The organism is Stenotrophomonas sp. Steno-Z1, from assembly GCF_056393175.1.
In genome coordinates, this window is record NZ_JBWJPB010000003.1 from 315179 (window position 1) to 338924 (window position 23746).

General features: G+C 69.4%; 18 protein-coding genes. 5 read left to right on the plus strand and 13 right to left on the minus strand.

The features are described 5' to 3' along the window. Positions 1 to 31: 31 nt before the first annotated feature. A complete protein-coding gene (locus AC06FD_RS12100; RefSeq protein ID WP_478077933.1) occupies positions 32 to 1477 on the plus strand; it encodes an FAD-dependent oxidoreductase in 1446 nt (481 codons plus the stop codon). A 432-nt stretch (positions 1478 to 1909) separates the two neighbouring features. On the opposite strand, the gene AC06FD_RS12105 is transcribed toward AC06FD_RS12100, so the two are convergent. Beyond that, positions 1910 to 2200 (minus strand): hypothetical protein, encoded by a 291-nt coding sequence (locus AC06FD_RS12105; protein ID WP_478077934.1) that lies wholly within the window; start codon positions 2198 to 2200, stop codon positions 1910 to 1912. Between the two features lie 162 nt (positions 2201 to 2362). Here AC06FD_RS12105 and AC06FD_RS12110 point away from each other — a divergent pair, with 162 nt between their 5' ends. Further along, positions 2363 to 3235 carry a methylglyoxal synthase gene (locus AC06FD_RS12110; RefSeq protein ID WP_478077935.1) on the plus strand — a complete coding sequence of 291 codons (873 nt, stop codon included), beginning with the start codon at positions 2363 to 2365 and terminating at the stop codon, positions 3233 to 3235. Between the two features lie 417 nt (positions 3236 to 3652). Here AC06FD_RS12110 and AC06FD_RS12115 read toward each other — a convergent pair whose 3' ends face one another. The 3 genes from AC06FD_RS12115 to ttcA all read right to left on the minus strand — a co-directional run bounded on the left by AC06FD_RS12115 (position 3653) and on the right by ttcA (position 6391). After that, positions 3653 to 4441: a M48 family metallopeptidase gene (locus AC06FD_RS12115; RefSeq protein ID WP_259207886.1), complete on the minus strand. Its 789-nt coding sequence runs from the start codon at positions 4439 to 4441 to the stop codon at positions 3653 to 3655. A gap of 78 nt (positions 4442 to 4519) precedes the next feature. Further along, on the minus strand, positions 4520 to 5425 hold the full coding sequence (locus tag AC06FD_RS12120; protein ID WP_259207887.1) for a recombination-associated protein RdgC: 906 nt from the start codon (positions 5423 to 5425) through the stop codon (positions 4520 to 4522). Between the two features lie 45 nt (positions 5426 to 5470). Then, positions 5471 to 6391, minus strand: coding sequence for a tRNA 2-thiocytidine(32) synthetase TtcA (gene ttcA / locus AC06FD_RS12125; protein ID WP_394164387.1), 921 nt, complete (start codon positions 6389 to 6391; stop codon positions 5471 to 5473). Positions 6392 to 6466: 75 nt separating this feature from the next. On the opposite strand from ttcA, the gene AC06FD_RS12130 reads away from it, so the two are divergent. Beyond that, positions 6467 to 6682, plus strand: coding sequence for a YdcH family protein (locus tag AC06FD_RS12130; RefSeq protein ID WP_394164386.1), 216 nt, complete (start codon positions 6467 to 6469; stop codon positions 6680 to 6682). Between the two features lie 474 nt (positions 6683 to 7156). Here the strand turns inward: AC06FD_RS12130 and plsB are convergent, their stop codons facing one another. The 5 genes from plsB to AC06FD_RS12155 all read right to left on the minus strand — a co-directional run bounded on the left by plsB (position 7157) and on the right by AC06FD_RS12155 (position 13952). Further along, positions 7157 to 9868, minus strand: a complete 2712-nt coding sequence (gene plsB, locus AC06FD_RS12135; RefSeq protein WP_478077936.1) for a glycerol-3-phosphate 1-O-acyltransferase PlsB — start codon at positions 9866 to 9868, stop codon at positions 7157 to 7159. Further along, on the minus strand, positions 9868 to 10845 hold the full coding sequence (locus tag AC06FD_RS12140; RefSeq protein ID WP_478077937.1) for a hypothetical protein: 978 nt from the start codon (positions 10843 to 10845) through the stop codon (positions 9868 to 9870). The genes plsB and AC06FD_RS12140 overlap by 1 nt, the downstream gene beginning before the upstream one ends. A gap of 306 nt (positions 10846 to 11151) precedes the next feature. Next, entirely contained in the window at positions 11152 to 11979 is an 828-nt protein-coding gene (locus tag AC06FD_RS12145; RefSeq protein WP_478077938.1) for a S1 family peptidase, read from the minus strand. 321 nt (positions 11980 to 12300) lie between these two features. After that, complete coding sequence (pyrF, locus tag AC06FD_RS12150) at positions 12301 to 13032, minus strand: orotidine-5'-phosphate decarboxylase (protein WP_394164382.1); 732 nt, start codon at positions 13030 to 13032, stop codon at positions 12301 to 12303. Then, entirely contained in the window at positions 13029 to 13952 is a 924-nt protein-coding gene (locus tag AC06FD_RS12155; protein WP_259207900.1) for a 5'-nucleotidase, lipoprotein e(P4) family, read from the minus strand. Before AC06FD_RS12155 ends, pyrF begins: the two co-directional genes overlap by 4 nt. 111 nt (positions 13953 to 14063) lie before the next feature. Between AC06FD_RS12155 and AC06FD_RS12160 the strand changes: the two genes are divergently transcribed. Then, the gene (locus AC06FD_RS12160; protein WP_478077939.1) at positions 14064 to 14735 is read left to right on the plus strand and encodes a YceH family protein; all 672 of its coding nucleotides are present in this window, start codon (positions 14064 to 14066) and stop codon (positions 14733 to 14735) included. A 494-nt stretch (positions 14736 to 15229) separates the two neighbouring features. On the opposite strand, the gene AC06FD_RS12165 is transcribed toward AC06FD_RS12160, so the two are convergent. Further along, on the minus strand, positions 15230 to 15763 hold the full coding sequence (locus AC06FD_RS12165) for a GNAT family N-acetyltransferase (protein ID WP_478077940.1): 534 nt from the start codon (positions 15761 to 15763) through the stop codon (positions 15230 to 15232). 192 nt (positions 15764 to 15955) lie between these two features. Further along, a complete protein-coding gene (locus AC06FD_RS12170) occupies positions 15956 to 17932 on the minus strand; it encodes a UvrD-helicase domain-containing protein (RefSeq protein WP_259207905.1) in 1977 nt (658 codons plus the stop codon). A gap of 130 nt (positions 17933 to 18062) precedes the next feature. Here AC06FD_RS12170 and AC06FD_RS12175 point away from each other — a divergent pair, with 130 nt between their 5' ends. Continuing rightward, entirely contained in the window at positions 18063 to 18683 is a 621-nt protein-coding gene (locus AC06FD_RS12175) for a thymidine kinase (RefSeq protein WP_259207906.1), read from the plus strand. Between the two features lie 490 nt (positions 18684 to 19173). Here the strand turns inward: AC06FD_RS12175 and AC06FD_RS12180 are convergent, their stop codons facing one another. Together AC06FD_RS12180 and AC06FD_RS12185 are read right to left on the minus strand one after the other, a co-directional pair. Continuing rightward, the gene (locus tag AC06FD_RS12180) at positions 19174 to 20775 is read right to left on the minus strand and encodes an OpgD/OpgG family glucan biosynthesis protein (RefSeq protein WP_259207907.1); all 1602 of its coding nucleotides are present in this window, start codon (positions 20773 to 20775) and stop codon (positions 19174 to 19176) included. 96 nt (positions 20776 to 20871) lie between these two features. Further along, a complete protein-coding gene (locus tag AC06FD_RS12185; protein ID WP_478077941.1) occupies positions 20872 to 23703 on the minus strand; it encodes a serine/threonine-protein kinase in 2832 nt (943 codons plus the stop codon). Positions 23704 to 23746: the final 43 nt, after the last annotated feature.

The window sequence follows — 23746 nt, forward strand, 5'->3', positions numbered from 1 at the left end:
GCCGGCGACGCCACCCAACACAGAGCAAGCCATGAGCCGCAAGCAAGCTTTCCAGTTCCTCGATCTGCCCCGGACGATGCCGCAGCGCATCCCGGTCGAACTGCGCACCTCCGGCGACTGGGGCGAGCTGTACGGCAAGTTCGGCAAGGAAGACGCGCAGTTCCAGGCCGGGCGCTGCCTGGATTGCGGCAACCCGTACTGCAGCTGGAAGTGCCCGGTGCACAACGCGATCCCGCAGTGGCTGCAGCTGGTGCAGGAAAACCGCATCCATGAAGCGGCCACGCTGTGCCATTCGACCAACCCGCTGCCGGAAGTGTGCGGCCGGGTGTGCCCGCAGGACCGCCTGTGCGAGGGCAGCTGCACGCTGGAGGAATTCGGCGCGGTCACCATCGGGGCGGTCGAGAAGTACATCGTGGACACCGCGCTGGCCACCGGCTGGCGCCCGGACATGACCGCCGTGGAGCCCACCGGCAAGCGCGTGGCGGTGATCGGTGCCGGTCCGGCCGGGCTGGCCTGCGCCGACAAGCTGGCCCACGCCGGCATCCAGGCGGTGGTGTACGACCGCTATGAACAGATCGGCGGGCTGCTGCAGTTCGGCATCCCCAGCTTCAAGCTGGACAAGGCGGTGATCAGCCGCCGCCGCAACGTGCTCGAAGGCATGGGCGTGCAGTTCCGGCTCGGGGTGGAGATCGGCCGCGACGTCGGCATGGACGAGCTGCTGGCCGAGTACGACGCCGTGTTCATCGGCACCGGCGCCTACCGCTACACCGATGGCGGCCTGCTCGGCCAGGACCTCAAGGGCGTGCTGCCGGCGCTGCCGTTCCTGGTCCAGAACAGCCGCATCGTCAGTGGCAGCGACGCCCACGGCCGGCCGATCGCCGGCTGGGAAGACCAGATCGCCCTGCCAGACCTGGAGGGCAAGCGCGTGGTGGTGCTGGGCGGTGGCGACACCGGCATGGACTGCGTGCGCAGCGCGATCCGCCTGGGCGCGGCCAAGGTCACCTGCGCCTACCGCCGCGACGAGGCCAACATGCCCGGCTCGGCGCGCGAAGTAGCCAACGCCCGCGAGGAAGGCGTGCGCTTCCTGTTCAACCGCCAGCCGCTGTCGATCGAAGCCGGCGCCGATGACGAGGTGATCGGGGTGATGGTGGTGGAGACCCAGCTCGGTGAACCCGATGCACAGGGTCGCCGCAACGCAGTGCCGATCGAAGGCAGCGAATCGCTGCTCGAAGCGGACGTGGTGATCATCGCGTTCGGTTTTTCGCCGACCGCACCGGGCTGGCTGACCGCCTTGGGCGTGGAGGCCGGCAACAACGGCCGCATCATCGCCGGCGGCCGCGACCGGTTGCCGTTCCAGACCGCCCACCCCCGCCTGTTCGCCGGTGGCGACGCGGTGCGCGGTGCCGACCTGGTGGTAACCGCCGTGGCCGAGGGGCGTGACGCGGCAGCCAGCATCGCGCAGCTGCTGTCGGTATAGCGCGGCGGGTGTGACCGGGGCGCGCTGTGCGCGGTTGCCGGGCATGGCCCGGTATTACCGGCTTCGTGGCGCTTGGTCGTGGTTGCCGGGCGTGGCCCGGCACTACGGGCTTCGTGGCGCTTGGTCGTGGTTGCCGGGCATGGCTCGGCACTACCGGCTTCGTTGCGGTGGGTCGTGGTTGCCGGGCATGGTCCGGCATTACCGGCTTCGTGGCGCTTGGTCGTGGTTGCCGGGCATGGCCCGGCACTACCGGCTTCGTTGCGGTGGGTCGTGGTTGCCGGGCGTGGCCCTGCACTACCGGCTTCGTTGCGGTGGGTTGTGGTTGCCGGGCATGGCCCGGCACTACCGGCTTCGTTGCGGTGGGTCTTGGTTGCCGGGCATGGCCCGGCACTACCGGCGCGGGGGTAGAGCCGGGCCATGCCCGGCTGCTCCTCAGGCCGCCTTTGACAGCGGCGCGGCCGCGCGCACGCCGGCACGCTCGATCTCCAAGGCCAGTAGCAGCTCGATCTCATCGAGCTGGTCGCGGATGCGTTCGTTGCTGGCATCATCGGCGCGTTCATTGCCGATATGGGCGTCCAGCATGCGCGCCAGGCCGGCCAGCAGCACGTCCGCGTCGCCGCTGGCTGCGTGCCGCAGCAAGCGGCCCAAGGCGCGGATGCGGGCGCTGCGGTCGGTGACCGAGGGATTGACCGATACGGAGTAGTTGGCTTTGACGGGGGTCATGACAGGACTTCCTGATTGACTGACGACCGTCACTGTCGGTTATGGCCCGCCTTCGAACCATGCAACTAATACGAAAACGCGTGAAGGCCCGTGATGGTCATCCCCCTTTCGGCCGACTGGAAGCGACATAGAATGCCGTTTCCCCGTACCGGATCCCGTCCCATGCGCATCGGCCTGGCCGCCAACCGCCTGCACCACCACGACAAGCACGCCGCCCTGTTCCGCTGGTTGCGCGCCTGCGACGGCGGGCTGCGCGAACTGGGCGTGGAACTGCACGCCGTCGGACGCACCTTCGATGCGATCCAGCGCCTGGGCTTCCTGCCGGAGTTCGCCCCGCTGCAGCGCTACCCCAACGGCCGCCAGGGCGGCCTGATGAAGCTGGTCGCCGAAGTGGTCGGGATGGGCTCCCCGGAACGCACCCTGGACGGGGCGATCTACCTGATGGACCCGGTCGACCCATCCTCGATCTTCCCCGAAGCCACCGCACTCAAGCGCCAGTGCGTGATCCACGGCAAGCCCTTCATTTCCACCGTGGCCACCGCCCGCGACTGGGTGGAGGTGGAGCGCGTGCATGCCGGGCTGGCGGCCGATCCCGGCGCGGACGATCTGCACGCGTTCGAGCACCAGACGCTGGCCTTGATCGCGCACGATGCGATGAAGCCGGCGATCCTGGCCTTCGCCGACACGCATTTCGACCTGCTGTCGCGGTTCCGCCACCGGGTCGGCACCGGCACCACCGGCCAGCGCCTCAACGAACTGGCCTGGAGCCGCGGCTGGCCCCAGGACCAGGCGTGGGTGCAGCGTTACCAGAGCGGCCCGATGGGCGGTGATGCGCAGATCGCCGACCGGGTGCTGGAAGGCGACTGCCAGCGCGCGATCTTCTTCGAGGACCCGCACGTGGCGCGTCAGCACGAAGCCGACATCCAGCTGCTGGAGCGCGCGGTCACCACCGTCACCGACCAGGCCGTGTGCATCACCGCCCCCCGCGTGGCCGAGCGCTGGGCGCAGGCGGCCAGCACCCGCGCACGGCGCTAGGGAGCGCAAGAAACGGCGCCGGCCCTCGCCAACGCCGCACGGCCCCACCGAAGCCGATAGTCCCCGTAGCTCCACGCCATGCGTGGAGACCGCGCGCCAGCGCGGCCGCGCATCCGCAGCCACCGTATCGCGTGGCCTGCCGACGCACCCGCAATGACACCCGCGGACGCCGACCACGGATGTGCATGCATCACCGCAAAGAGCCGCCACGCCGGCCCTCGCCAACGCCGCACAGCCCCACCGAAGCCAATCGCCACCCCGTAGCTCCACGCCATGCGTGGAGACCGCGCGCCAGCGCGGCCGTGCATCCGCAGCCACCTATCGCGTTGCCTGCCGACGCACTCACGATGACGCCCACCTACGCCGACCGCGGGGGCGCATGCACCGCCGCCAACAGCCGCCACGCATGGCGTGGCGCTACGCTGCCGGGGTCAGCAGCTGCCGCAGCATCGCTTTCAGGCGCCGGCCTTCGAGCTGGAAGTAATCCCGCTCGGCATGCCAGTCCGGGAAGCGCTGGCTCACCTCGGCCCAGAACGCTGGCGAGTGGTTGGCCTGGATCAGGTGGCAGAGCTCATGCACCAGCACGTACTCGAACGCCGACGGCCGCCCCAGCACCAGCGCCAGGTCCAGCGCCATGCTGCCGTCCGGGGCCAGCGAGCCCCACTGCGAGGACATCACCTTCAGCCGCAGGCGCGCCGGTGCGCGCGGCAGGCCGGGCAGGTAGCGCGGCAGCCACCGGCCCACGTCGGCGCGGGTCTGTGCCTCATAGAATTCGCGAAGGGTGCGGCGCAGCGTGGCATCGGTGCCACGTGCCGGCCAGTGCAGGCACGCGCCATCGGCGTCCACCTGCAGGTGCGCGTAGCGGCCGCTTTCCCAGCGCAGGGGCAGCAGCTCGCCGCGCAACGGCAGCTGCCCGGGTTCCCCGATCACCAGCGGTGCCGGCAGGTTCTGCGCCTGGTAGCTGCGCAGCTGGGTTGAGAGCCAGTCGCGGTGTTGTTCCAGGAACCGCTCGCCCATCACCAGGCTCGCCCGTGGCGGCAGGGTCAGGCGCACGCCGCGCTCGTCCACGCTGAGCTTGATCCGGCGCGCACGCGGGTCGCGCACGCGCAGCACATCGATCTCGGCGTCTTCCAGGCGCAGTCGTACCGTGTCGCGCTGCAGGGTGGGGGCAGCCGGCGAAATAAGGCGGCGGAGGAATCCAGACATGGGTACAGCATAGCGCCGGTGGTGGCCGGCGCATGACTGCGCGCTGTTCAGGCGCCGCCCGGGGGCGGCGCCCGGGCGTCAGTCGGCCTTGCTGAGCTTGAAGGCCTCTTCCAGCAACAGGAACAGGCGCCGCACTTCGCCGCTCTGGAGGGCGAAACGGGCGTCCAGTTCGGCGCGGCGGCCATCGTCGTCGGCGTGTTCGAGCTGGTCCAGCGCACCGTCCAGGAACTTCAGCTTGCGCACGATGAGGTCATCGCCCAGCACGAAGGACAGGTTGTCCTCGAACACCAGCGCCAGCTTGGTCACCTGCTTGCCGGCGTCCAGGTGCTTGTCGATCTCGTCGCAGCGCAGTTCCTGGTGCTGGCACTTGACCACCGCCCCGCCCTCGGCCGGGTCCTTCATCTCGCACTCTTCGCCCAGGCTCAGCCCGGTCGGCAGCGCTTCACCGGCGATCCAGCCGGTCAGGATCGAGCGCGGCGCCACTTCGGCGTTGAGCGGCATCGCCGGGAAGCTGCCGAGCAGGCCGCGGATGTCGGACATGACGTTCTCGCCGGTCTTGCGGCTGGAACTGTCCACCGCCACGTAGCCGTGGGTCAGGTCGATCAGCGCGTCGGTGCGCGAGCTCTTCACGAACGCACGCGGCATCAGTTCGTGCAGCAGGTCGTCCTTGAGCCGCTTGCGCTCGCGGCCGCCGGGCTTGCGCCCTTCCTTCTCCTCGATTTCCTCGAGCTTGCGCGCCAGCAGGTCGTTGACCACCGCGCCCGGCAGGATCTTGTCCTCACCGCCCACGGTCAGCCACAGCGCATCGCCGATGCGGTGCGAGAACACGGTCTTTTCCTCGCGGCCGAACGGGGAGATGAAACCACGGGAGTTCATTTCGAGCGGGCCGACCGGCTTGAGCAGCACCTGCGGCAGCAGCGTATCTACCTCGGAGAAATCGGTGGCGGTCGGGAAGCGGAACAGCGTCAGGTTGCGAAAGAACATGGAAGTCCGGAATAGAGGTGAAGGGAAGGCGGGGTGTTGGCCGGCTCAGGACAGCCCGGACGCGCCGCCGTTGTCGGCGGGCGCACCGTCGGTCCAGGCCGACGGCACAGGCGGCGTTGCGGCGTCGACACGCCCCAGCGCCATGAAATCGAACAGCGTGGGATCGGCCAGCTGCGAAGGCTCCACGGTGCCCAGCGCGCGGGCGATCTGGTCGATGCGGCCGGGGTGCTGCTGCTCCCACTGCTGCAGCATCTGCCCGACCTGGCGGCGTTGCAGGGTGTCCTGGCTGCCACACAGATTGCACGGGATGATCGGGAACGCGCGCGCCTGCGCATACGCGCGGATATCGTCTTCGGCCACGTAGGCCAGCGGGCGGATCACCACGTGGCGGCCGTCGTCGCTGCGCAGCTTGGGCGGCATCGCCGACAGCTTGGCGTGGTGGAACAGGTTGAGGAAGAACGTGGCCACGCTGTCATCGCGGTGGTGGCCGAGGGCGATCTTGCTGAAGCCGTTTTCCGCCGCATGGCGGTACAGCGCGCCGCGGCGCAGGCGCGAGCACAGCGAACACATCGTGCGGCCTTCGGGGATCACCCGGCTGACCACCGAATAGGTGTCCTGCTCGATGATCTGGTACGCCACGCCGATCGACGCCAGGTACGCGGGCAGCACGTGCGCGGGGAAGTCCGGCTGCTTCTGGTCCAGGTTCACCGCGACCAGCTCGAAGCGCACGGGCGCCTTTTTCTGCAGCTGCAGCAGCACGTCCAGCAGGGTGTAACTGTCCTTGCCGCCGGACAGGCACACCATCACCTTGTCGCCGTCCTCGATCATGCCGAAATCGGCGATGGCCTGGCCGACCTGGCGGCGCAGGCGCCGCGCCAGTTTGTCCTGCACGGCGTCGGCCGCGCGCGGATCGCGGGCGCGCGGGACGGGATCGGGCAGGGCAAGGACGACACTCATGGCCTTCATTCTACCGGCTCGCGCCGACCGCCACGGCCGCCAGGAAGTGACTGCGTTCACTCCCGGGCATCATCGCGGATGTGTATGCTCGAGACCGTGGATACCCTGACACCCGAGCAGATCAGCGCCCGCCTTGCCGAGCTCCGGCAGGAACACCGCATGCTGGACGAACAGATCCAGCGCATGGCCGCCAACGGCGATGACGAGCTGGAGGCCAAGCGCCTCAAACGGCGCAAACTGCAGTTGAAGGACTGCATCGCCCGGCTGGCGGACATGTTGATCCCCGACGAACCCGCGTAGAGCCGACCGTTGGTCGGCTGCCGTCAGCCCCGATCCCCACCGATGTTCCGAAGCGTAGAGCCGACCGTTGGTCGGCTGCCGTCAGCCCCGCTCCCCGCCGATGTTCCGAAGCGTAGAGCCGACCGTTGGTCGGCTGCCGTCAGCCCCGCTCCCCGCCGATGTTCCGAAGCGTAGAGCCGACCGTTGGTCGGCTGCCGTCAGCCCCGCTCCCCACCGACGTTCCAGAGCGTAGAGCCGACCGTTGGTCGGCTGCCGTCAGCCCCGGCGGCATGAACCTTGGCATGCAGCTTCCGACGGTGGTCAGCGTCGGTCAGACGGTGCACGCCGCGTTGCCTGGTCTCCGGGCGCGTGTGCCGCGCTTGCGCGCGGGTACCGACCAACGGTCGGTACCTACGAATTGCTGGCGAACGCAATAAGACCCGGATACGTCAAGATCCGGATACGTCCGGATACGCCTCGGCGCATCCGCGTCCGTCAATCCGTGCTGACCGGTTCTTCCGGCTTGGCCGCTTCCGGGCTCACCCGTTCGATGGTGTGGCGCAGTTCGCGGCCCAGGATGAACTTGGCATCCTTGGCCCAGGCATCCAGGCGCGCGTCGAACAGCAGCTTGCTGTTCTCGTCCGGCCACACCAGGCGCAGCTCGCGCAGCTTCTGGATGAAGCCGCGGAACAAGGTGCGGTCGAAGAATTCCGGCGCGGCGGGTGCGTAGAGCAGGCTCAGGCGCTGCGCGGCCTGCTGGCACAGGCTTTCCAGTTCCGCCGCGCCCAGCGTGCCGGGGCCGTTCTTCACCAGCACCGAAATGGCGATGTAATACCGCTCGAAGGCCTGCTGCAACGAGTGGCCGATCGCGCGCAGGCGGAACACCTCGTCGGTCTGCCCGGTGTTGCGGGCCAGGATGCCGCCGTCGTCATCGTTGATGTTCTGCAGCAGCCCTTCGCGCACGAACACGTTGATGGTCTGCTCGATACGCTGGGCAAACTCGTCCTCGGTCCACGGCAGGAACAGCTCGGCCTGCAGGAACGGATACACCGTGCGGCCCAACTGGACCAGGCCGGTGCGGCTCATGCGGCGGTTGTTCTGGAAGCAGCAGGCCACCCACGACGACGCCGTGAACAGGTGGATGACGTTGTTGCGGAAGTAGCTGAGCAGCACCGCGGTGTCGCCACTGACACTGAGCACGTCGCCGAGCGGGTGCTTGATGCGGGTGAGCACGTTGATTTCTTCGGCGTGGGCGATGATCCGCTCCGGCGAGTGCGGGGTCACCGTCACCCGGTCCGAATACGGCATCTCCACCAGCAGCGTCTTGCACAGTTCGATCTGCGCGATCAGGTCGGCCTCGCCCATCGCGTGCTTGGGCGTGGACAGCAGCGCCAGCGCCAGCAGGTTGATCGGGTTGACGTCGGCGGCGCCGTTGATGTGCACCTGGATGCGCTCGGCCAGGTGGTCGACCGTGCCCGACAGCCAGGACGGCTTCTCGTCCTCGCCCACCGGCTGCCCGTTCCACTCCGGCGCCTGCCGGGCCAGCACGTCGTTGAGCGCGATCGGCTCGCCGAAGTTCACCACCACCTGCCCGTAGTTCTGCTTGAGCACCTTGGGGATGGACCACAGCAGCGACCAGATCGATTCCTTTTCCTTGGGCCGCCCGGACAGTTCGTCCAGGTAGCTGCCGCCTTCCATCAGCTTTTCATAGCCGATGTAGACCGGCTGGAACAGCACCGGCTTGCGCGGCTGGCGCAGGAACGCGCGCAGCGTCATCGAGATCATGCCGCCCTTGGGCTGCAGCAGGCGCCCGGTGCGCGAGCGGCCGCCTTCGACGAAGTATTCGATCGAGTAACCACCGGCCACCAGCTGCGCCACGTATTCGCTGAGCACCGCCGAGTACAGCGCGTTGCCGCGGATGGAGCGCCGGATGAAGAACGCCCCGCCCTTGCGCAGCAAGGTGCCGACCACCGGCAGGTTGAGGTTGATGCCGGCCACGATGTGCGGCGGCACGATGCCCCGGTCGTACAGCAGGTAGGACAGCAGCAGGTAGTCCATGTGGCTGCGGTGGCTGGGCACGTAAACCACTTCGTGCCCGGGCGCGGCCGCCTTGAACTTGTCCAGGTGGTGGACCAGTACGCCGGCGTAGATGCGGTTCCAGACATGGCTGAGCATGAAGCTGGCCGACCGCACCGCCGGGCTGGAGTAGTCCGCGGCGATCTCCCAGGCGTAGGCGTGGGCTTTCTTCCACGCATCGGCCGGCTTGGAGTTGTCGCGCTTGGCCTGCGAGGCGATCGCCTCGCGCACGGTGTCCGCGTCCAGCACCTTGTCCACCAGCAGGCGGCGGGTGGACAGGTCCGGCCCGATCACCGACTCACGAATGCGGCGGAAGTGGGTGCGCAGCACGCGCTGGAGCTTGCGCACGGTGCGCTCGGGGTCCAGCCCCTCGTTGATCGTGCTGCGCAGCGAGATCGGCGGGGCAAACCGCACGATGGTGCTGCGGCCATTGAGCAGCACCGCCAGCAGGCGACGGAAACGGCCCACCAGCGCCCAGTTTTCCGAGAACAGCACGGCGAACCAGCCGCTCTGCTTGTCCGGCGCGCGGCCGACGAAGATCGATACCGGGACCAGGTGCACGTCCAGCTCATCGCGTGCGCGATGGGCCTGGAGCACCTTGGCCAGCGAATCGGAGTGGGTCTTGGCGCCGCGCTGCTCGGGGATCAGCGAGTTGCTGCTGCTCCGGCGCGACAACGCCACGTAGGCGCGCTTGCGCCCGGTCGGATCACCGGCGATGGGCACCAGCGGCGAGGGCAGGCCGGCCTCACGGCAGGCCTTGTCCAGGATCAGCGCATTGGACAGGCCGTAGTCTTCCAGCACGTAGACCACCGGGCGGCCGTCGTTGTACTGGCCGGGCTGTTCCGGTTCGATCTTCAGCGACAGCCACGGCTCGACCAGCCGGCCGAGCAGGCGTGCCCACCACGGGCGGCGGCCCACCGGGGCACGGGTACCGGGAACGATGGCGGCCGGCGCGACCGCGCCAGGCTCGGCCTCGGCAGGCACGGCGGCGGCAGCGGCGCTCGCCTGGCCGGGGTCGGCCGGGGCGCCGGTGGCGGCCACGCTGTCGGGCGACGCGGACGAAGCGTCCAGCGTCTTGGGCGGCTCTTCGCCGGGGAAAGGCAGGGGATTCTGGTTCGGCATCGGCTTCATTATGGCTTAGCCGGTGCAGAAGCACCGTCCTTGACCTGCGCGGCGGCCTCTGCTTCGGCCCCCTGCGGGTCATCATGTTCAGCTTGTTGGGCCTGTGCGGCCTGTGCGGCCTGCAGCAGCGCCTGCGCGTCCTCCAGGGTGCGGCTCACATACCAGTGGCCATCGCGGCGGGTCATCCGCACCTGCGCTTCGATCTGTTCGCCGGCCAGCGGGTACTGCACGCGGACCACGGCATCATCGCCCAATTCCGACACGACCTCGCCGCGCAGGCCGGTAAGCGCCCCGTCCAGCGACAACCCATAGCTGGCCAGCGCGGTCTTGAAGGCTTTGAAGAACGGGCCCAGGCGGCGCAGCGATCCCTCCATGCCGGCGGCCTGCAGCTGTTCGTCGGTGGACAGCCCGGTGGTCCGCGCGGTGGCAGTCAACAGCGTGATGGTGGTTTTGGCGCGCTGCTTGTCGGTCAGCGGCGCAGCGGCGGCCCATTTGCTCAACGCGTTCACCACCTGGCTGTAGTGGGCGCGCTGGGCATCGGTGTAGTCGGTCTGGTTGCGCAGGTACTCCACCCCGAACAGGCCCATGGAATGCGCCGCCTGGCGCACCCCGGTGGCCTGGCCGGCAATCTGTGCGTCGAACGAGCGCTGCAGGCGCTGCGGGGCGTCCGGCGCCGACAGCGCGGCCAGCATCGGCAGCAGTTGCCCATCCAGCGGCAGTTCGGTCAGTGGCCAACGGCTGTGCCCCTGTGCCCAGGCCACCTGCAGGCGGGCGTAGTCGGCGGGCGGCACCGAGGCGCGCGCGTAGCCGAGCAGGTCGTTGTCGGCCACCTGCCGGGCCAGCTGTTGCAGGGCCGCGACCGGCTCGGCCGCGGGTGTGTCCGGATCGATCCGATCGCCCTTGCAGGCACTGAGCAGCACCACCCCGCACAGGGCCAGCGCCAACGCATGCCCCCGGTACTGCCACGACTTCAACGACATGGACATGAATTCGGACTCCCCGGACCGGTCCGCATCTTGCGGCCTGCGCCCCCGCAGCGGCAAGCCGGACTCCGCCGGGATGCGGGCCGGGGGGTCCAACTTATTGAACCCTATCGTTATTTCATTCTCGTGTGGGCAACGTGGCCAGGCGTGGGGGACGCCGTCGCTGGCAGGGCGCCCCAGCCTGGCCCGAGCCGGTGAAGTCTGCGCACGACGCCCGGCGTGCGTGTGATGGCGAACGTCCCTGCGCCGCCAGCGGCGGTGCACCCGCAGTGTCGTCCGCCGCGTCCAACGGGCGGGCTTTACCGGCCGTCAGTCACCGGTCCAGGTGGCCGTGATGAAGTCGCGCACGTAGCCATCGGCCAGCCGGGCATACACGCCCGGATAGCCCGCCTGGGCGCAGCCCTGGCCCCAGCTGACCACGCCCAGCACCGTCCAAGCGCCGCGCCGCTGCACCAGCAGCGGGCCACCGGAATCGCCCTGGCAACTGTCGATGCCCTCGGTGCCGGCGCAGATCGACGTGCCGGCCTGCAGGCTCGGGTACGCCTGCTGGCACGTCTTGAAGGGCACGAACGGGGTCTTCACTGTCTGCAGCACGGTGGGCGAGCCGGCCGCGCCCTCCAGCCCGGTATCGCCCCAACCGATCACGTCGAACATGCGGCCGGTCAGCAGGTAGTCGCTGTCGCTGCCCTCCAGCATCAGGGCCGGGGCGAGGCCCTCGACCGGCTTGCGCAGCTGGATCAACGCCACGTCATTGGCCAGCGTGGTGCTGTTGAAGGCCGGATGGACGTGGATCGCACGGATGTTGGACGTGCGTTTGCGCGCGGTGGTGTCCAACGCGGTGGCCCCTGCCAGCGCCGCGTAGCCGGCAGGCTTGGCCCCCTGCACGCAGTGGGCGGCGGTGAGTACCCAGGACGGCGAGATAAGCGTGGCGCCGCACCAGTGGCGGGTATGGTCCGAATCGCCGAAGTCCAGCCGTTGCAGGCTGACCATGAAGGGATACTGGCCGGGTGACGCATCCACCCCGCCGATGATCAATGGCCGCAGGGGCGCGCCGTTGAGCGGTGCGGGAGCCGCCTGCGCGGCGAAGGAAAGACCGAGGACGCCGGTGGCCAGGGCCAGTCGGGTAAACACATGCATGCAGCACCTCCATTGCAATGATGGGATCGCCAGGCAACGTCGTGCCGGCAGGATTCATTCCATCGCAGGAGGGGCGCGGCGAACTGCGGCGCGCTGCGCTGTTGGCGGGCGACGCGGGGTTTCCCGAGGTAGACGCGCGGCGATTGCGAGGGGCGCGCCTGACCTGTGCAGGTCGCGCCCGTGTCGAGCGCCGGACAAGTGCCGGGCAAGTGCCGGCCATCGGCGGGGAGCGCCCTACCAGGCAATGACGTTCATCGCTGGACGGCCGATGCGGCTGCCGGGGCAGGCCGCACGCCGATCCGGAATGCGGCCGGGGCTGCCTCAGCCCTGGCGGGTGCGCCAGGCGCTGGCGATTTCCTGCTGGATCGCCTCGGCGGCCGCACGCGGATCGTTGGCCAGCCGGATCGGCCGCCCGACCACGATCGCATCGGCACCGTCGGCGAACGCCTGGGCCACGCCAACGGTGCGCTTCTGGTCATCGCCGACCGGGCCGCCGGGGCGGATGCCCGGGCACACGATCGAGAAGCCCGCGCCGGTGGCCGCGCGGATCGGGCCGGCTTCCTGGCCCGAGGCGATCACCCCGTCGATGCCGGCAGCCTGGGCGGCCAGCGCGCGTTCGACCACCACGTCCACCGGTTCGCGGTCGATGCCCATCCCGGCCAGGTCGCTGCGGCCCATCGAGGTCAGCACGGTCACCGCCAGCAGGCGCATGTCGCTGCCGTTGGCGGCCGCGCAGGCCTCCATCATGGCCGGGTGCCAGCCGTGGATGGTGGCGTAGCTGACCGGCCACTGCGACAGCCGCTTGATCACCGCCGCGGCGGTGGCCGGGATGTCGAAGAACTTGAGATCGACGAACACGCGCTTGTCGCGCGCGGCCAGGGCCTCGAGCACGTCGAAGTACTCGCCGGAGGCGAGCAGCTCCATGCCGATCTTGTAAAACGAGACCGCGTCGCCGAGCCGGTCCACCCACGCCAGCGCCTCGTCGCGGCCCGGCACGTCGAGCGCGAAGATCAGGCGCTGATCGTCACGCAGCGGCAGCGGGGCGCGGCTCACGGCGCGTAGTCCAGCGCGGCGCGCTTGGCATCATGGCGGGCCTGGCGCGACTGGCTGTAGTCATTGTTGAACTGGGCCGGCTCGAAGCCGCCGTAAGTCGGGTTGGGCAGCATCCACCAGCGCTCGCCGAACCAGTCGTGGTACTGCTGCAGCAGCGCGTCGCGGCCGTCGTTGGTGTTGGCGGTGACTTCCACGAAGTCGCCCAGCTGGTCGCCGAACTGCATCAGCACGCGGTACTGCTGGCCGGCCAGGCGGCGGCGGCAGTTCTTCTCGCTGCCGGCCTGTTCGCAGTCCTTCACCACCGTGCCCAAGCCCAGGAACACGCTGTCATCGGCGACCGGCAGGCCTTCGGCACGCAGGTTGGCCAGGGTGGCCTCCTTGAGGTGCACGGCGCGGTTGGAGATGTACAGCAGGGTCACGCCCTTGGCGTTGGCGGCCTTGGCGAAATCGACCACGCCCGGGATCGCCTTGGCCTTCTTCTCGGCCACCCACTGGTCCCAGCTGAGTTCGTCGTATTCCTTGCCGTCGCGCACCAGGCGGGCCTGGTAGGGCGAGTTGTCCAGCACGGTCTCGTCCACGTCCAGCACCACCGCCGGCTTCAGGCCCTTGGCGGCGTTGCCGCGTTCCTCCGGTACCAGCGCGTCCCAGTTGGCTTCCTTCAGCGCCTTGTCCAGGTGGTCGGCGGCGGCGCGGTAGGTCTGCTCGGTGATCGCCTTGTACTCCTGCGCGCGCTGCATCCACAGCACCGCGTTGAGGTTGTCGTTGGCGGACACCGCGGCGTCACCGGTGGCGGCGGGCGCGGCAGCAGCGGCAACCGCTGCCGGGGCGGCCTCGGCGGGGGCTTCGGTGCGCTTGCAGGCACTGAGCGCCATCACGGCGCAGGCAAGCACGGACAGGGAAACAGCAGCAGTACGACGCATCGGGGTCACCAGCAACAGAGTCGCGCCAGTTTACCGGCTTGTCCGGCGGCAATCATGTGCGGTGCGGGCCTCGGCTATGCTGCACGCCCCTGAAACACCCCGGAGCGCGCCATGACCGACGACACCCAGACCCCCGCCCTGCCCGTGCTGAGCCCGGCCCAGGCCCGCGCCCTGGGCTGCCTGATCGAGAAGGAGGCGACCACCCCGGACGCCTACCCGCTCACGGTCAACGCCGCGCAGGTGGCCGCCAACCAGAAGACCGCACGCGAGCCGGTGATGGCCCTGTCCGCGGGCGATGTTCACCACGCGCTGCGCCAGTTGGAGTCGATGGGACTGGCCCGCCAGCAGTTCTCCTCGCGCGCCGAGCGCTACGAGCACCGCGCCGGCAGCGCGCTGGACCTCACCCGCCAGCAGCTGGCGATCGTGGGCCTGCTGCTGCTGCGCGGCCCGCAGACGGTGAACGAGCTGCTGACCCGCAGCGAGCGCCTGTTCCAGTTCCAGGACGCCGAAGAGGTGCGCCACCACATCGAGCGCATGATCCAGCGCGGCCTGGCGGTGCAGCTGCCGCGGGCCAGCGGCCAGCGCGAAGACCGCTACATGCATCTGCTGGGTGGCCCGGTGGATGGACAGGCGCTGGCCGAGCAGTACAAGGCGGCATCGTCAAGCGGTGGCGGTAGCGGCGCCGGCAACCCGGCACTGGAGGCGCGCGTGCAGCAGCTGGAAGCCACCGTGGCCGAGCTGCAGGAACAACTGGCCGAGCTGCGCGCGCAGTTGGGCGGTTGAAAGGCAGCCGAGCATGGCTCGGCTCTACCCATGACCAACCGCCGGTAGAGCCGAGCCATGCTCGGCTGCGCGGCCCGGTGTACCCCATGACCAACCAGCGGTAGAGCCGAGCCATGCTCGGCTGCGCGGCCCGGTGTACCCATGGCCAACCGCCGGTAGAGCCGAGCCATGCTCGGCTGCACGGCCCGGTGTTACCCATGCCCAACCGCCGGTAGAGCCGAGCCATGCTCGGCTGCGCGGCCCGGCGTTGCCCATGACCAACCGGCGGTAGAGCCGAGCCATGCTCGGCTAAGCGGCGCCAGGGAGCCTGCGCGCCCGGCGTAGCGAACAGCAGCACGACATCCCCGCCATGCGGCGGCGGCAACAGCAGGTCACCGCGGTCTTCCATGCCCAGCTTGCGCGCGCAGTTGGGCAGTTGAAAGGCAGCCGAGCATGGCTCGGCTCTACCCATGACCAACCGGCGGTAGAGCCGAGCCATGCTCGGCTACGCGGTATCAGGGGCCCGGCGCGCCCGGCGTGGCGAACAGCAGCACGACATCCCCGCCGTGCGGCGGCGGCAGCAGCAGGTCGCCGCGGTCTTCCATGCCCAGCTTGCGCAGCAACGCGGCTGAGCGCAGGTTGTCCGGGGAAACGATGCCGTACAGGTCGGTGTAACCGAGCACATCGCGGGCGTAGTGCATCACTCCGCGCGCGGCTTCGAACGCGTAGCCGTTGCCTTCGTACTCCGACAGCAATGCATAGCCGATATCCGGCGCCGGCAGGCCATCGCGGCGCACCAGCCCGGCATTGCCCAGCCACGCGCCGTCGCTGCGGCGGATGATGGCGTACATGCCAAAGCCGTTGAGCGTGTAGCTGCCAAGCACGCGCTCGGCGGTGTAGTCGCGGGCCTGCGCCAGCGTACGCACGCCGCGGTCGGCAATGTTGCGGATGAACCCCGGCTCGTTGAGCAGGGCCAGCATGTCGGCCGCATCGTGGTCGGGATCGATCAGGCGCAGGTGCAGGCGGTCGGTCTGGATAACAGCGGACATGCGGGTCACTGCAAGGGACGATGCCCCGATTGTGCAGTGCGCGCCGCGAACGCGGTAGAGCCGACCGTTGGTCGGCTGCCCTTGGAGCGGGCACACGGCAGCCGACGCGTCTCGGGAACGGCAGCCGACCAACGGTCGGCTCTACTGGCACATTGGGCAGCCGAGCAACGGTCGGCTCTACCGGGCGTTGGGTCAGTCGAACAACGCCTGGATCGCCGCCAATCCGGCGCTGGCGCGCTCTTTCTTGCGCGCCGCATCGGCGACGGGGTCGGCGCCGTCGCGCTGCATTTCCTCGGCCGGGATCTCATCGAAGAAACGGCTCGGCTTGAGCCGTACGTGCTCGCCGAACTTGCGGGTGAGCTTGCTGTAACTCATCCACAGCTGCACCTTGGCGCGGGTGATGCCCACGTACAGCAGGCGGCGCTCTTCCTGCAGGTTGCCTTCATCCAGGCTGACCTGGTGCGGCAGCACGCCGTCTTCGCAGCCGATGATGAACACATACGGGAATTCCAGGCCCTTGGAGGCATGCATGGTCATCATGCGGACCTGGTTGCCGCCATCGTCCTTGTCGTTGCGCGAGAGCAGCGCAAGCTGCGCGGCCAGGTCGGCGGTGGTGGCACCGCGCGGGCCGCCCTCGAACCACTGCGCCAACTCCTCCAGGTTGCCGAGGCGGCGCTGGTAGACCGATTCTTCCTTGCATGCACTGCGCAGGTCCGAGACCAGGCCGGACTCCTTCACCAGCTTGCGCACCAGGTCGCCGGAACTGAGCTTGGGCATCTCCGCGCGCAGGTCGCGCAGGATGTCGGTGAAGCGGCTCAGGCCATTGGCCGCGCGTGGAGGGAGCTGCGACAGCGCACCGATCGCCTCGGCGGCGTGCGCCATCGGCAGGTCCTTTTCCGAAGCCAGCTCGGCCAGCTTGGCCAGCGTGCCGGCGCCGACTTCGCGCTTGGGCGACTGCACCGCGCGCATGAACGCCGTGTCGTCATCGGGGTTCACCAGCAGGCGCAGCCAGGACAGCGTGTCCTTGACCTCCTGGCGTTCCAGGAACGCGGTGCCGCCGGTGATGTGGTACGGCACGCGCACCAGCTGCAGCGCTTTTTCCAGCGGCCGCGACTGGAAGTTGCCGCGGAACAGGATGCAGAAATCGCTCCACGGGATCTTCTTGGACGTGGCCAGGAACGCGATCTCCGCCGCGACCTTCTCCGCCTCGTGTTCGCTGTTGCGGCACTCCCACACGCGGATGCGCTCGCCGTCGGCCTGGTCGCTCCACAGCTTCTTCAGGTGCTCGTGCGGGTTGTTGGCGATCAGCGCATTGGCCGCGCGCAGCACGCGGTTGGAGCAGCGGTAGTTCTGCTCCAGCTTGATGATTTCCAGCGCGGGGTAATCGCGCGCCATCTGCTGCAGGTTTTCCGGGTTGGCACCGCGCCAGGCGTAGATCGACTGGTCATCGTCGCCCACGCAGGTGAAGTTGCCCTTGCTGCCGGCCAGCTGCTTGAGCAGCCGGTACTGCGCATCGTTGGTGTCCTGGCATTCGTCCACCAGCAGGTAGCCGATGCGCTCGCGCCAGGCCAGCGCGATCTCCGGGTTTTCTTCCAGCACCTGCACCGGCAGGCGGATCAGGTCGTCGAAGTCGACCGCGTTGAACGCGGTCAGGCGCAGCTGGTAGCGCTCGTAGACGCTGGCAGCTTCCTTCTCGCGGTTGCTGCGCGCCGCCGCCATCGCCTGCTCGGGCGAGAGGCCGGCGTTCTTGGCGCGCGAGATCAGGTTCTTCACGTCCTCGATATCGTCCGGCTTGGCCCCGTACATCAGGTCCTTGACCTGCGAGGTGGCATCGTCCGCATCGAAGATCGAGAAGCCGCGCTTGAGCCCCACCGCCGCGTGCTCGATCTGCAGGAACTTGAGCCCCAGCGCATGGAAGGTGCAGATGGTGACGTCCTCGGCATCCCCGCCGTGCAGGCGCTTGGCCACGCGCTCGCGCATTTCCTTGGCCGACTTGTTGGTGAAGGTGATCGCCGCGATCCGCCGCGCCGGGTAGCGCTTGCTGGCGATCAGCTGGGCGATCTTTTCCACGATGACGCGCGTCTTGCCGCTGCCGGCGCCCGCGAGCACCAGCAGAGGACCTTCGCAGTGCATGACTGCCGCGCGTTGGGGGGGGTTGAGACCGTGCATGCCATCTCCGGGGGAGGGGCATTGTACCGGGCCGCCCGGCCTGGGCGGGACCGTCACCGGGGGCGGACGAAAGCGTCCGCCGGGGTGGGCGGGCGGCGACGCCGGCCGGCCAGGCGTCTAGAATTGGCCGATGGCCAAGCTCTATTTCTATTATTCGGCGATGAACGCCGGCAAGACCACCACCCTGCTGCAGTCGGCGCACAACTACCACGAGCGCGGCATGCGCGTGGCCATCCTGACCCCCCGCCTGGACGACCGGGCCGGGCGCGGCGTGGTCGCCTCGCGGATCGGGCTGAAGGCCGACGGCGTGGCCTTCGACCGCGACACCGACCTGCAGCAACTGATCGCGGAGGACCTGGAGGTCCACGGCAAGCTCGGCTGCGTGCTGGTGGATGAGGCCCAGTTCCTCAGCCGCAGCCAGGTCTGGCAGCTCAGCGAGGTGGTGGACCAGCTGCGCATCCCGGTGCTCTGCTACGGGCTGCGCACCGATTTCCGCGGCGAGTTGTTCGAGGGCAGCCAGTACCTGCTGGCCTGGGCCGACGAGATGCAGGAGATCAAGACGATCTGCCACAGCGGCAAGAAGGCCACCATGACCGTGCGCGTGGACGAACACGGCCACGCGGTGCAGGACGGCCCGCAGGTGGAGATCGGCGGCAACGAGCGCTATGTGTCGGTGAGCCGGGCGGAGTTCAAGAAGATCACGCGCGGCGAAGCCAAGATCGACCCGGCGCAGGCCAAGCTGCCGATCTGATCGCCTACTGGCGGTGGCGCCGAGCGATGCTCGGCGTGACAGGCAGTGTGGCGGTGATTGCCACCCGGCGGTGGCGCGTGGCGGTGATTGCGACGGCAGGAGCAGCCGAGCATGGCTCGGCTCTACCTGGGGATCGGTGCGCTGCCTTGGGCTGATCAGGGTGGCGGTGATCTGTGCGCCTAGAGCAGCCGAGCGTGGCTCGGCTCTACCTGGGGATCGGTGCGCGTTGCCTGCGGCTGATCAGGGTGGCGGCGATCTGTGCGCCTAGAGCAGCCGAGCATGGCTCGGCTCTACCCGGGGATCGGTGCGCTGCCTTGGCTGATCAGGGTGGCGGTGATCTGTGCGCCTAGAGCAGCCGAGCGTGGCTCGGCTCTACCCGGGGATCGGTGCGCGCTGCCTGGGGCTGATCAGGGTGGCGGTGATCTGTGCGCCTAGAGCAGCCGAGCATGGCTCGGCTCTACCTGGGGATCGGTGCGCTGCCGAGGGCCGGTCAGTACAACGTGCGTTCCGGCGCGCCCTTTGGCGGCGGGCTGTACTGGTACAGCCAGGTTTCGGTCAGGGTCTTGCCGGCGCTGCGCAGGTACAGGCGGATGTCGATCTGGTCGGTGGAATCGTCCGGCGGGACCAGGTCGAACATGGCGCGGTAGCCCTTGATCTCGCGCAGCGGACGCGCGGAGACGATCTCCACGCGGCCACGGCTGGCCTGGACCACTGCTTCGACCTCGCCCTTGTCGATCAGCGCGGCCAGTTCGCCGCCCTCGAAATCGACCGCGAAGCGCCACGAGAAGTACGCGCGCTTCTTGCCGATCACACCGCCCAGGCCGGTACGGCTGGCCACGCAGTGCGCCAGCGGCGGGCGCGCCGGCGGTTCGGCGCCCCAGTACAGCCGGTAGCCGAGCAGCAGCTCCTGGCCGGGCTGCGGCTTGGCCTCGGGGTTCCAGAACGCCACGATGTTGTCGAAGGTTTCATCGACGGTGGGGATCTCGACCAGCTGCACCGAGCCCTTGCCCCACTGCCCCTTCGGTTCCACCCACAGGCACGGGCGCTTCTCGTAGAAGACGCCGTCGTCCTGGTAGTGGTCGAAGTTGCGGTCGCGCTGCAGCAGGCCGAAGCCGCGCGGGTTGTTGTCCACGAACATGTTGAAGCGCAGGTTGTGCGGGTTGCACAGCGGGCGCCAGATCCACTCGCCGCTGCCGGTCCACATCGACAGGCCGTCGGTGTCGTGGATTTCCGGGCGCCAGTCCCAGTCCATGCGGCGGTCGTTCTCGCCGACCTGGTACATGCTCGTGCACGGGGCGATGCCGAGGCGCTCGATCGCCTTGCGCGGGTACAGGGCGCAGTCGATGTCCATCAGCAGCACGTCGCCATTGGTGATCGCGAAACGGTACGCACCGGCCACGCTCGGTGAATCCAGCAGCGCATAGACCACCAGCGTGTTGGAGTCGGCTGCCGGTTGTTCCAGGTAGTAGGCGATGAAATCCGGGAATTCCTCCGGCTTGCCCATGCCGGTGTCGATTGCCAGGCCACGCGCGGACTGGCCGTACTGGCCTTCCTTGCCGACCGCACGGAAGTAGCTGGCGCCGAGGAACGCGGCGAAGTCGCGGTCGGTGTCCTGGCGGGTGTTGAGGCGGAAGCCGGCAAAGCCGAGGTCGGCCGGCAGGTGGCTGCCCTTCAGGCCGCTCTTGCCGTAATTGAACGCGGCCGGGTCGTAGGCCAGTTCCTGCGCGGTGCCATCGACCACGTCGTACATGCGCACCGGCGAATGGAAGTACAGGCCCAGGTGGAAGAACTTGGCCTGGTACTTGCCGGGCTTGTCCGCCCACAGGGCGTGGTCCTGGCGGTAGCTGATGGACTGGTACTGATCCCAGTCCAGCGCCTCCAGCGGACCGGGCAGGGTGCGCTTGTGGCTCTGGTAGGCGGCCTGCGACAGCGCGCGCGCCTGGCCCTTGAGGGTGGCGAAATCGAACGGCTGCGGCTGGCCGAGCCGGCGCAGCCCAAGCTGGTTGCCTTGCGCGGCACACGCCGGCAACGCCGGGAAGCCGATCGCGGCCAGGGCCAGGGAAGCATTGCGGATGAAGTCGCGACGTTGCATGCAGGCAGCGTTGGCAGGAAAGGGCCGGCCATCATAGGCAGGCGAACGTTAATTCGCCGAGGTGGTCGCGGCACGGCGTTCAGCCAGCCGGCACGCTCAGCGTCGGCTGGCCAGCGTGGCGCTGGCGCACGCCTGCAGGGCCTGCTCGATGCCGCGGCCGACCGCGCCGCCCTGCGGACGCCGGGCCTGCACCTCATCGCGCAGCTGCAGCAGGGCCTCGCGGCCGCGCAGCGGCGACACGCCGCATTGCAGTGCGGCCAGGCTGGTGCGCGCCTGCCAGCGCAACTCGACGCTGGCCGGGTCGGACGCGCGCGCGTCGGCCAGCGGCTGCAGCGCGCGCCGTGCCTCGACGTCCTGGCCCATCCGCAGCAGCGTGCGCCCCCACGCAAGTTGCAGGGCCTGCTGCTGCGCGGCGGCCTCCGGCCCGCCTTGGGCGCTGCGCCGCATCAGCTGCACCAGGCGTTCGCCGGCCTGGCGGGGGTCGCCGTAAGTGCCGGTGATCTCGGCCATCAGCCGATCGGCCCGCTGCACCGACGGATCCTGGTCGCCACGTTGCGCGGCCTGCCACTGGCGGCCTTCATGCAGCGCCACCAGCGCGGCCTGCCAGCGGCCGGCCTGGGCCAGGGCGTCGCCATAGTCGTACAGGCCCTGTGGCAACAGGCCGATACAGTCCGGTTGCCGCCAGATCGCCACGGCGCGCTCGAAATCGGCGACCGCTTCGCTGCTGTCGCCACGCTCCAGCGCCAGCCGGCCCAACGCATGCCAGCTCAGGCCGGTGTCGCGGTGCTGTTCGCCCAGCGCCAGGCGGGTGAGCCGGTGCACCTGCTGCAGCATCGCCGCCGCCTCCTGCAGCTCACCGCGCTGCATCGCCAGCACGGCGCGCAGGCGTCGGATCGACAGGGTCTCGGGGTGGTCGGGACCGTACAGGCTGACCGCGTCCGACCAGGCGATGTGCAGGGTCTGCTCGGCCGCCTCCAGGTCGCCCTGCGCGGCCAGCGTTTCGCCGAGATGGCGACGCAGCGTGATCAGTTGCGGATGGCGCTCGCTGGCCCGCAACTGCAGCAGTTGCAGCGCATGCTGGTAGCCGGCGAGGGCGGCCTGCGGGCGGCCATCATCGCTGTCCAGCGCCGCCAGATCGGCCAGGCTTTCGGCGGTGCCGCCGATGTCGTGCAGGACGTCGCGACGCAGGCCGAGGGCGCCGTTGAACGCCACCCGCGCTTCATCGCGGTAGCCCAGCAGCTGTTGGCAGCGGCCGAGCTGGGCGTGGTACTCGGCCACCAGGCTGGGCAGCGCGTCGCGCTGGGCGCTGGCCAGCGCCTGCATCGGCATCATGTGGGTCACGCACTCGCGCGAGCGACCGAGCATGCGCAGGGCACGGCCGCGCTGGGTCACCGCCTCCAGCTGCAACGGTGGCGGCACCTGGTCGACCTGTTCGAGCAGGGCGCGTTGGCGATCCAGGGTCTGCAGGGCCAGCTGGTAGTCGCCCATGCCGATCCGAAGGCGCCCGATCACGCCCTCCAGGTCGGCCAGCGACAGCGGCTGGTCGGCCAGTTCGGCCTCTCCGCGCTGTTGCCCGGTGGCCAGCAACTGGCGTACGTCGAAGCTGCCGTGGCGCACGCCGGCGGCACGGTCGAACAGGCCCACGGTGAATTCCTGCATGGCCTGGGCGCGGGCCATCTCGCGCCGCGCCTGCTGCATCTGCCAGAGCGCGGTGACCGCCAGCCCGACCAGCGCCAGTGCGGCCAGCGCGCCCAACGCCACGCCCCAGCGGTGCCGGCCGATGTACTTCTGCAGGCGGTACAGGGTGCGCTGCGGGCGCGCATGGATCGGGCGGCCTTCGAGGAAGCGGCGCAGGTCCTCCGCCAGCGCCTCCACCGAGGCGTAGCGCTGCGCCGGCTCCTTCTGCAGGGCCCTGAGCAGGATCGTGTCGAGGTCGCCGCGCAGGCGCCTGGCCAGCCGCCGCGCCGCCGGGTCCGGGGTGGCCGCAGTATCGCTGCGCAGCAGCATCGCCGAGGCGCGCGGGGGGGTTACCTCCAGGATCGAGCGCTCCCATTCGGCATCGCTGTGCCGGCGCAGCCGGTACGGCTTGCGGCCGGTGATGACCTCGAACAGCACCACGCCCAGCGAGTACACATCGGTCAGCGTGGTCACCGGTTCGCCCCGCACCTGCTCGGGCGCGGCGTAGTGCAGGGTGAACGCGCGCGCCTCGGTCGGCGGATGCACGGCGGCGGCGCGCGCGCCCTCGTCATCGATCAACTTGGCGATGCCGAAGTCGAGCAGCTTCACTTCGCCGTCGGTGGTGACCAGGATGTTGGACGGCTTGAGATCGCGGTGCACGATCAAGTTGGCATGGGCGTGGCTGACCACCGCGCACACCTGCAACATCAGGTGCAGGCGGCGCTCCAGCGGCAACTGCAGGCGCTGGCAGCAGGCGGTGATCGGCTCGCCCTCCACGTAGGCCAGCGCCAGGTAGGGCTGTCCCTGCAGGTCCACCCCGGCATCCAGCAACTGGGCCAGGTTGGGGTGCTGCAGACGGGCGAGGATCTCGCGCTCGCGGCTGAAGCGCTGGCGCAGGCCGGAGTCGGCGTAGCCGCTGCGCAGCAGCTTCAGCGCCACCTGACGTTGGTACAGCCCGTCGGCGCGCTCGGCCAGCCAGACTTCGCCCATGCCGCCTTCGCCGAGCGGGCGCAGCAGGCGGTAGGGTCCAACCAGGCTGCCGGCGCGGCTGGCCTCGGGCGCGGCGGTCCACAGCGGCTGGGCCATGAATTCCTGGCTGTCGCGTTCATGCGCGAGCAGCCGCTCCAGGTCGTCGGCCAGCGTCGGATCGGAGGCACGCAGGTGCGCCAGGCGCAGCTCGCGCTGCGCCGTGGGCAGTTCCAGCAATTGATCCAGCAGCGAGGACACCTGCCGCCAGCGCAACGCTTCCATCGATCCGCTCCCCGAACGATGCACCTCCGCCCACGCCGCCACG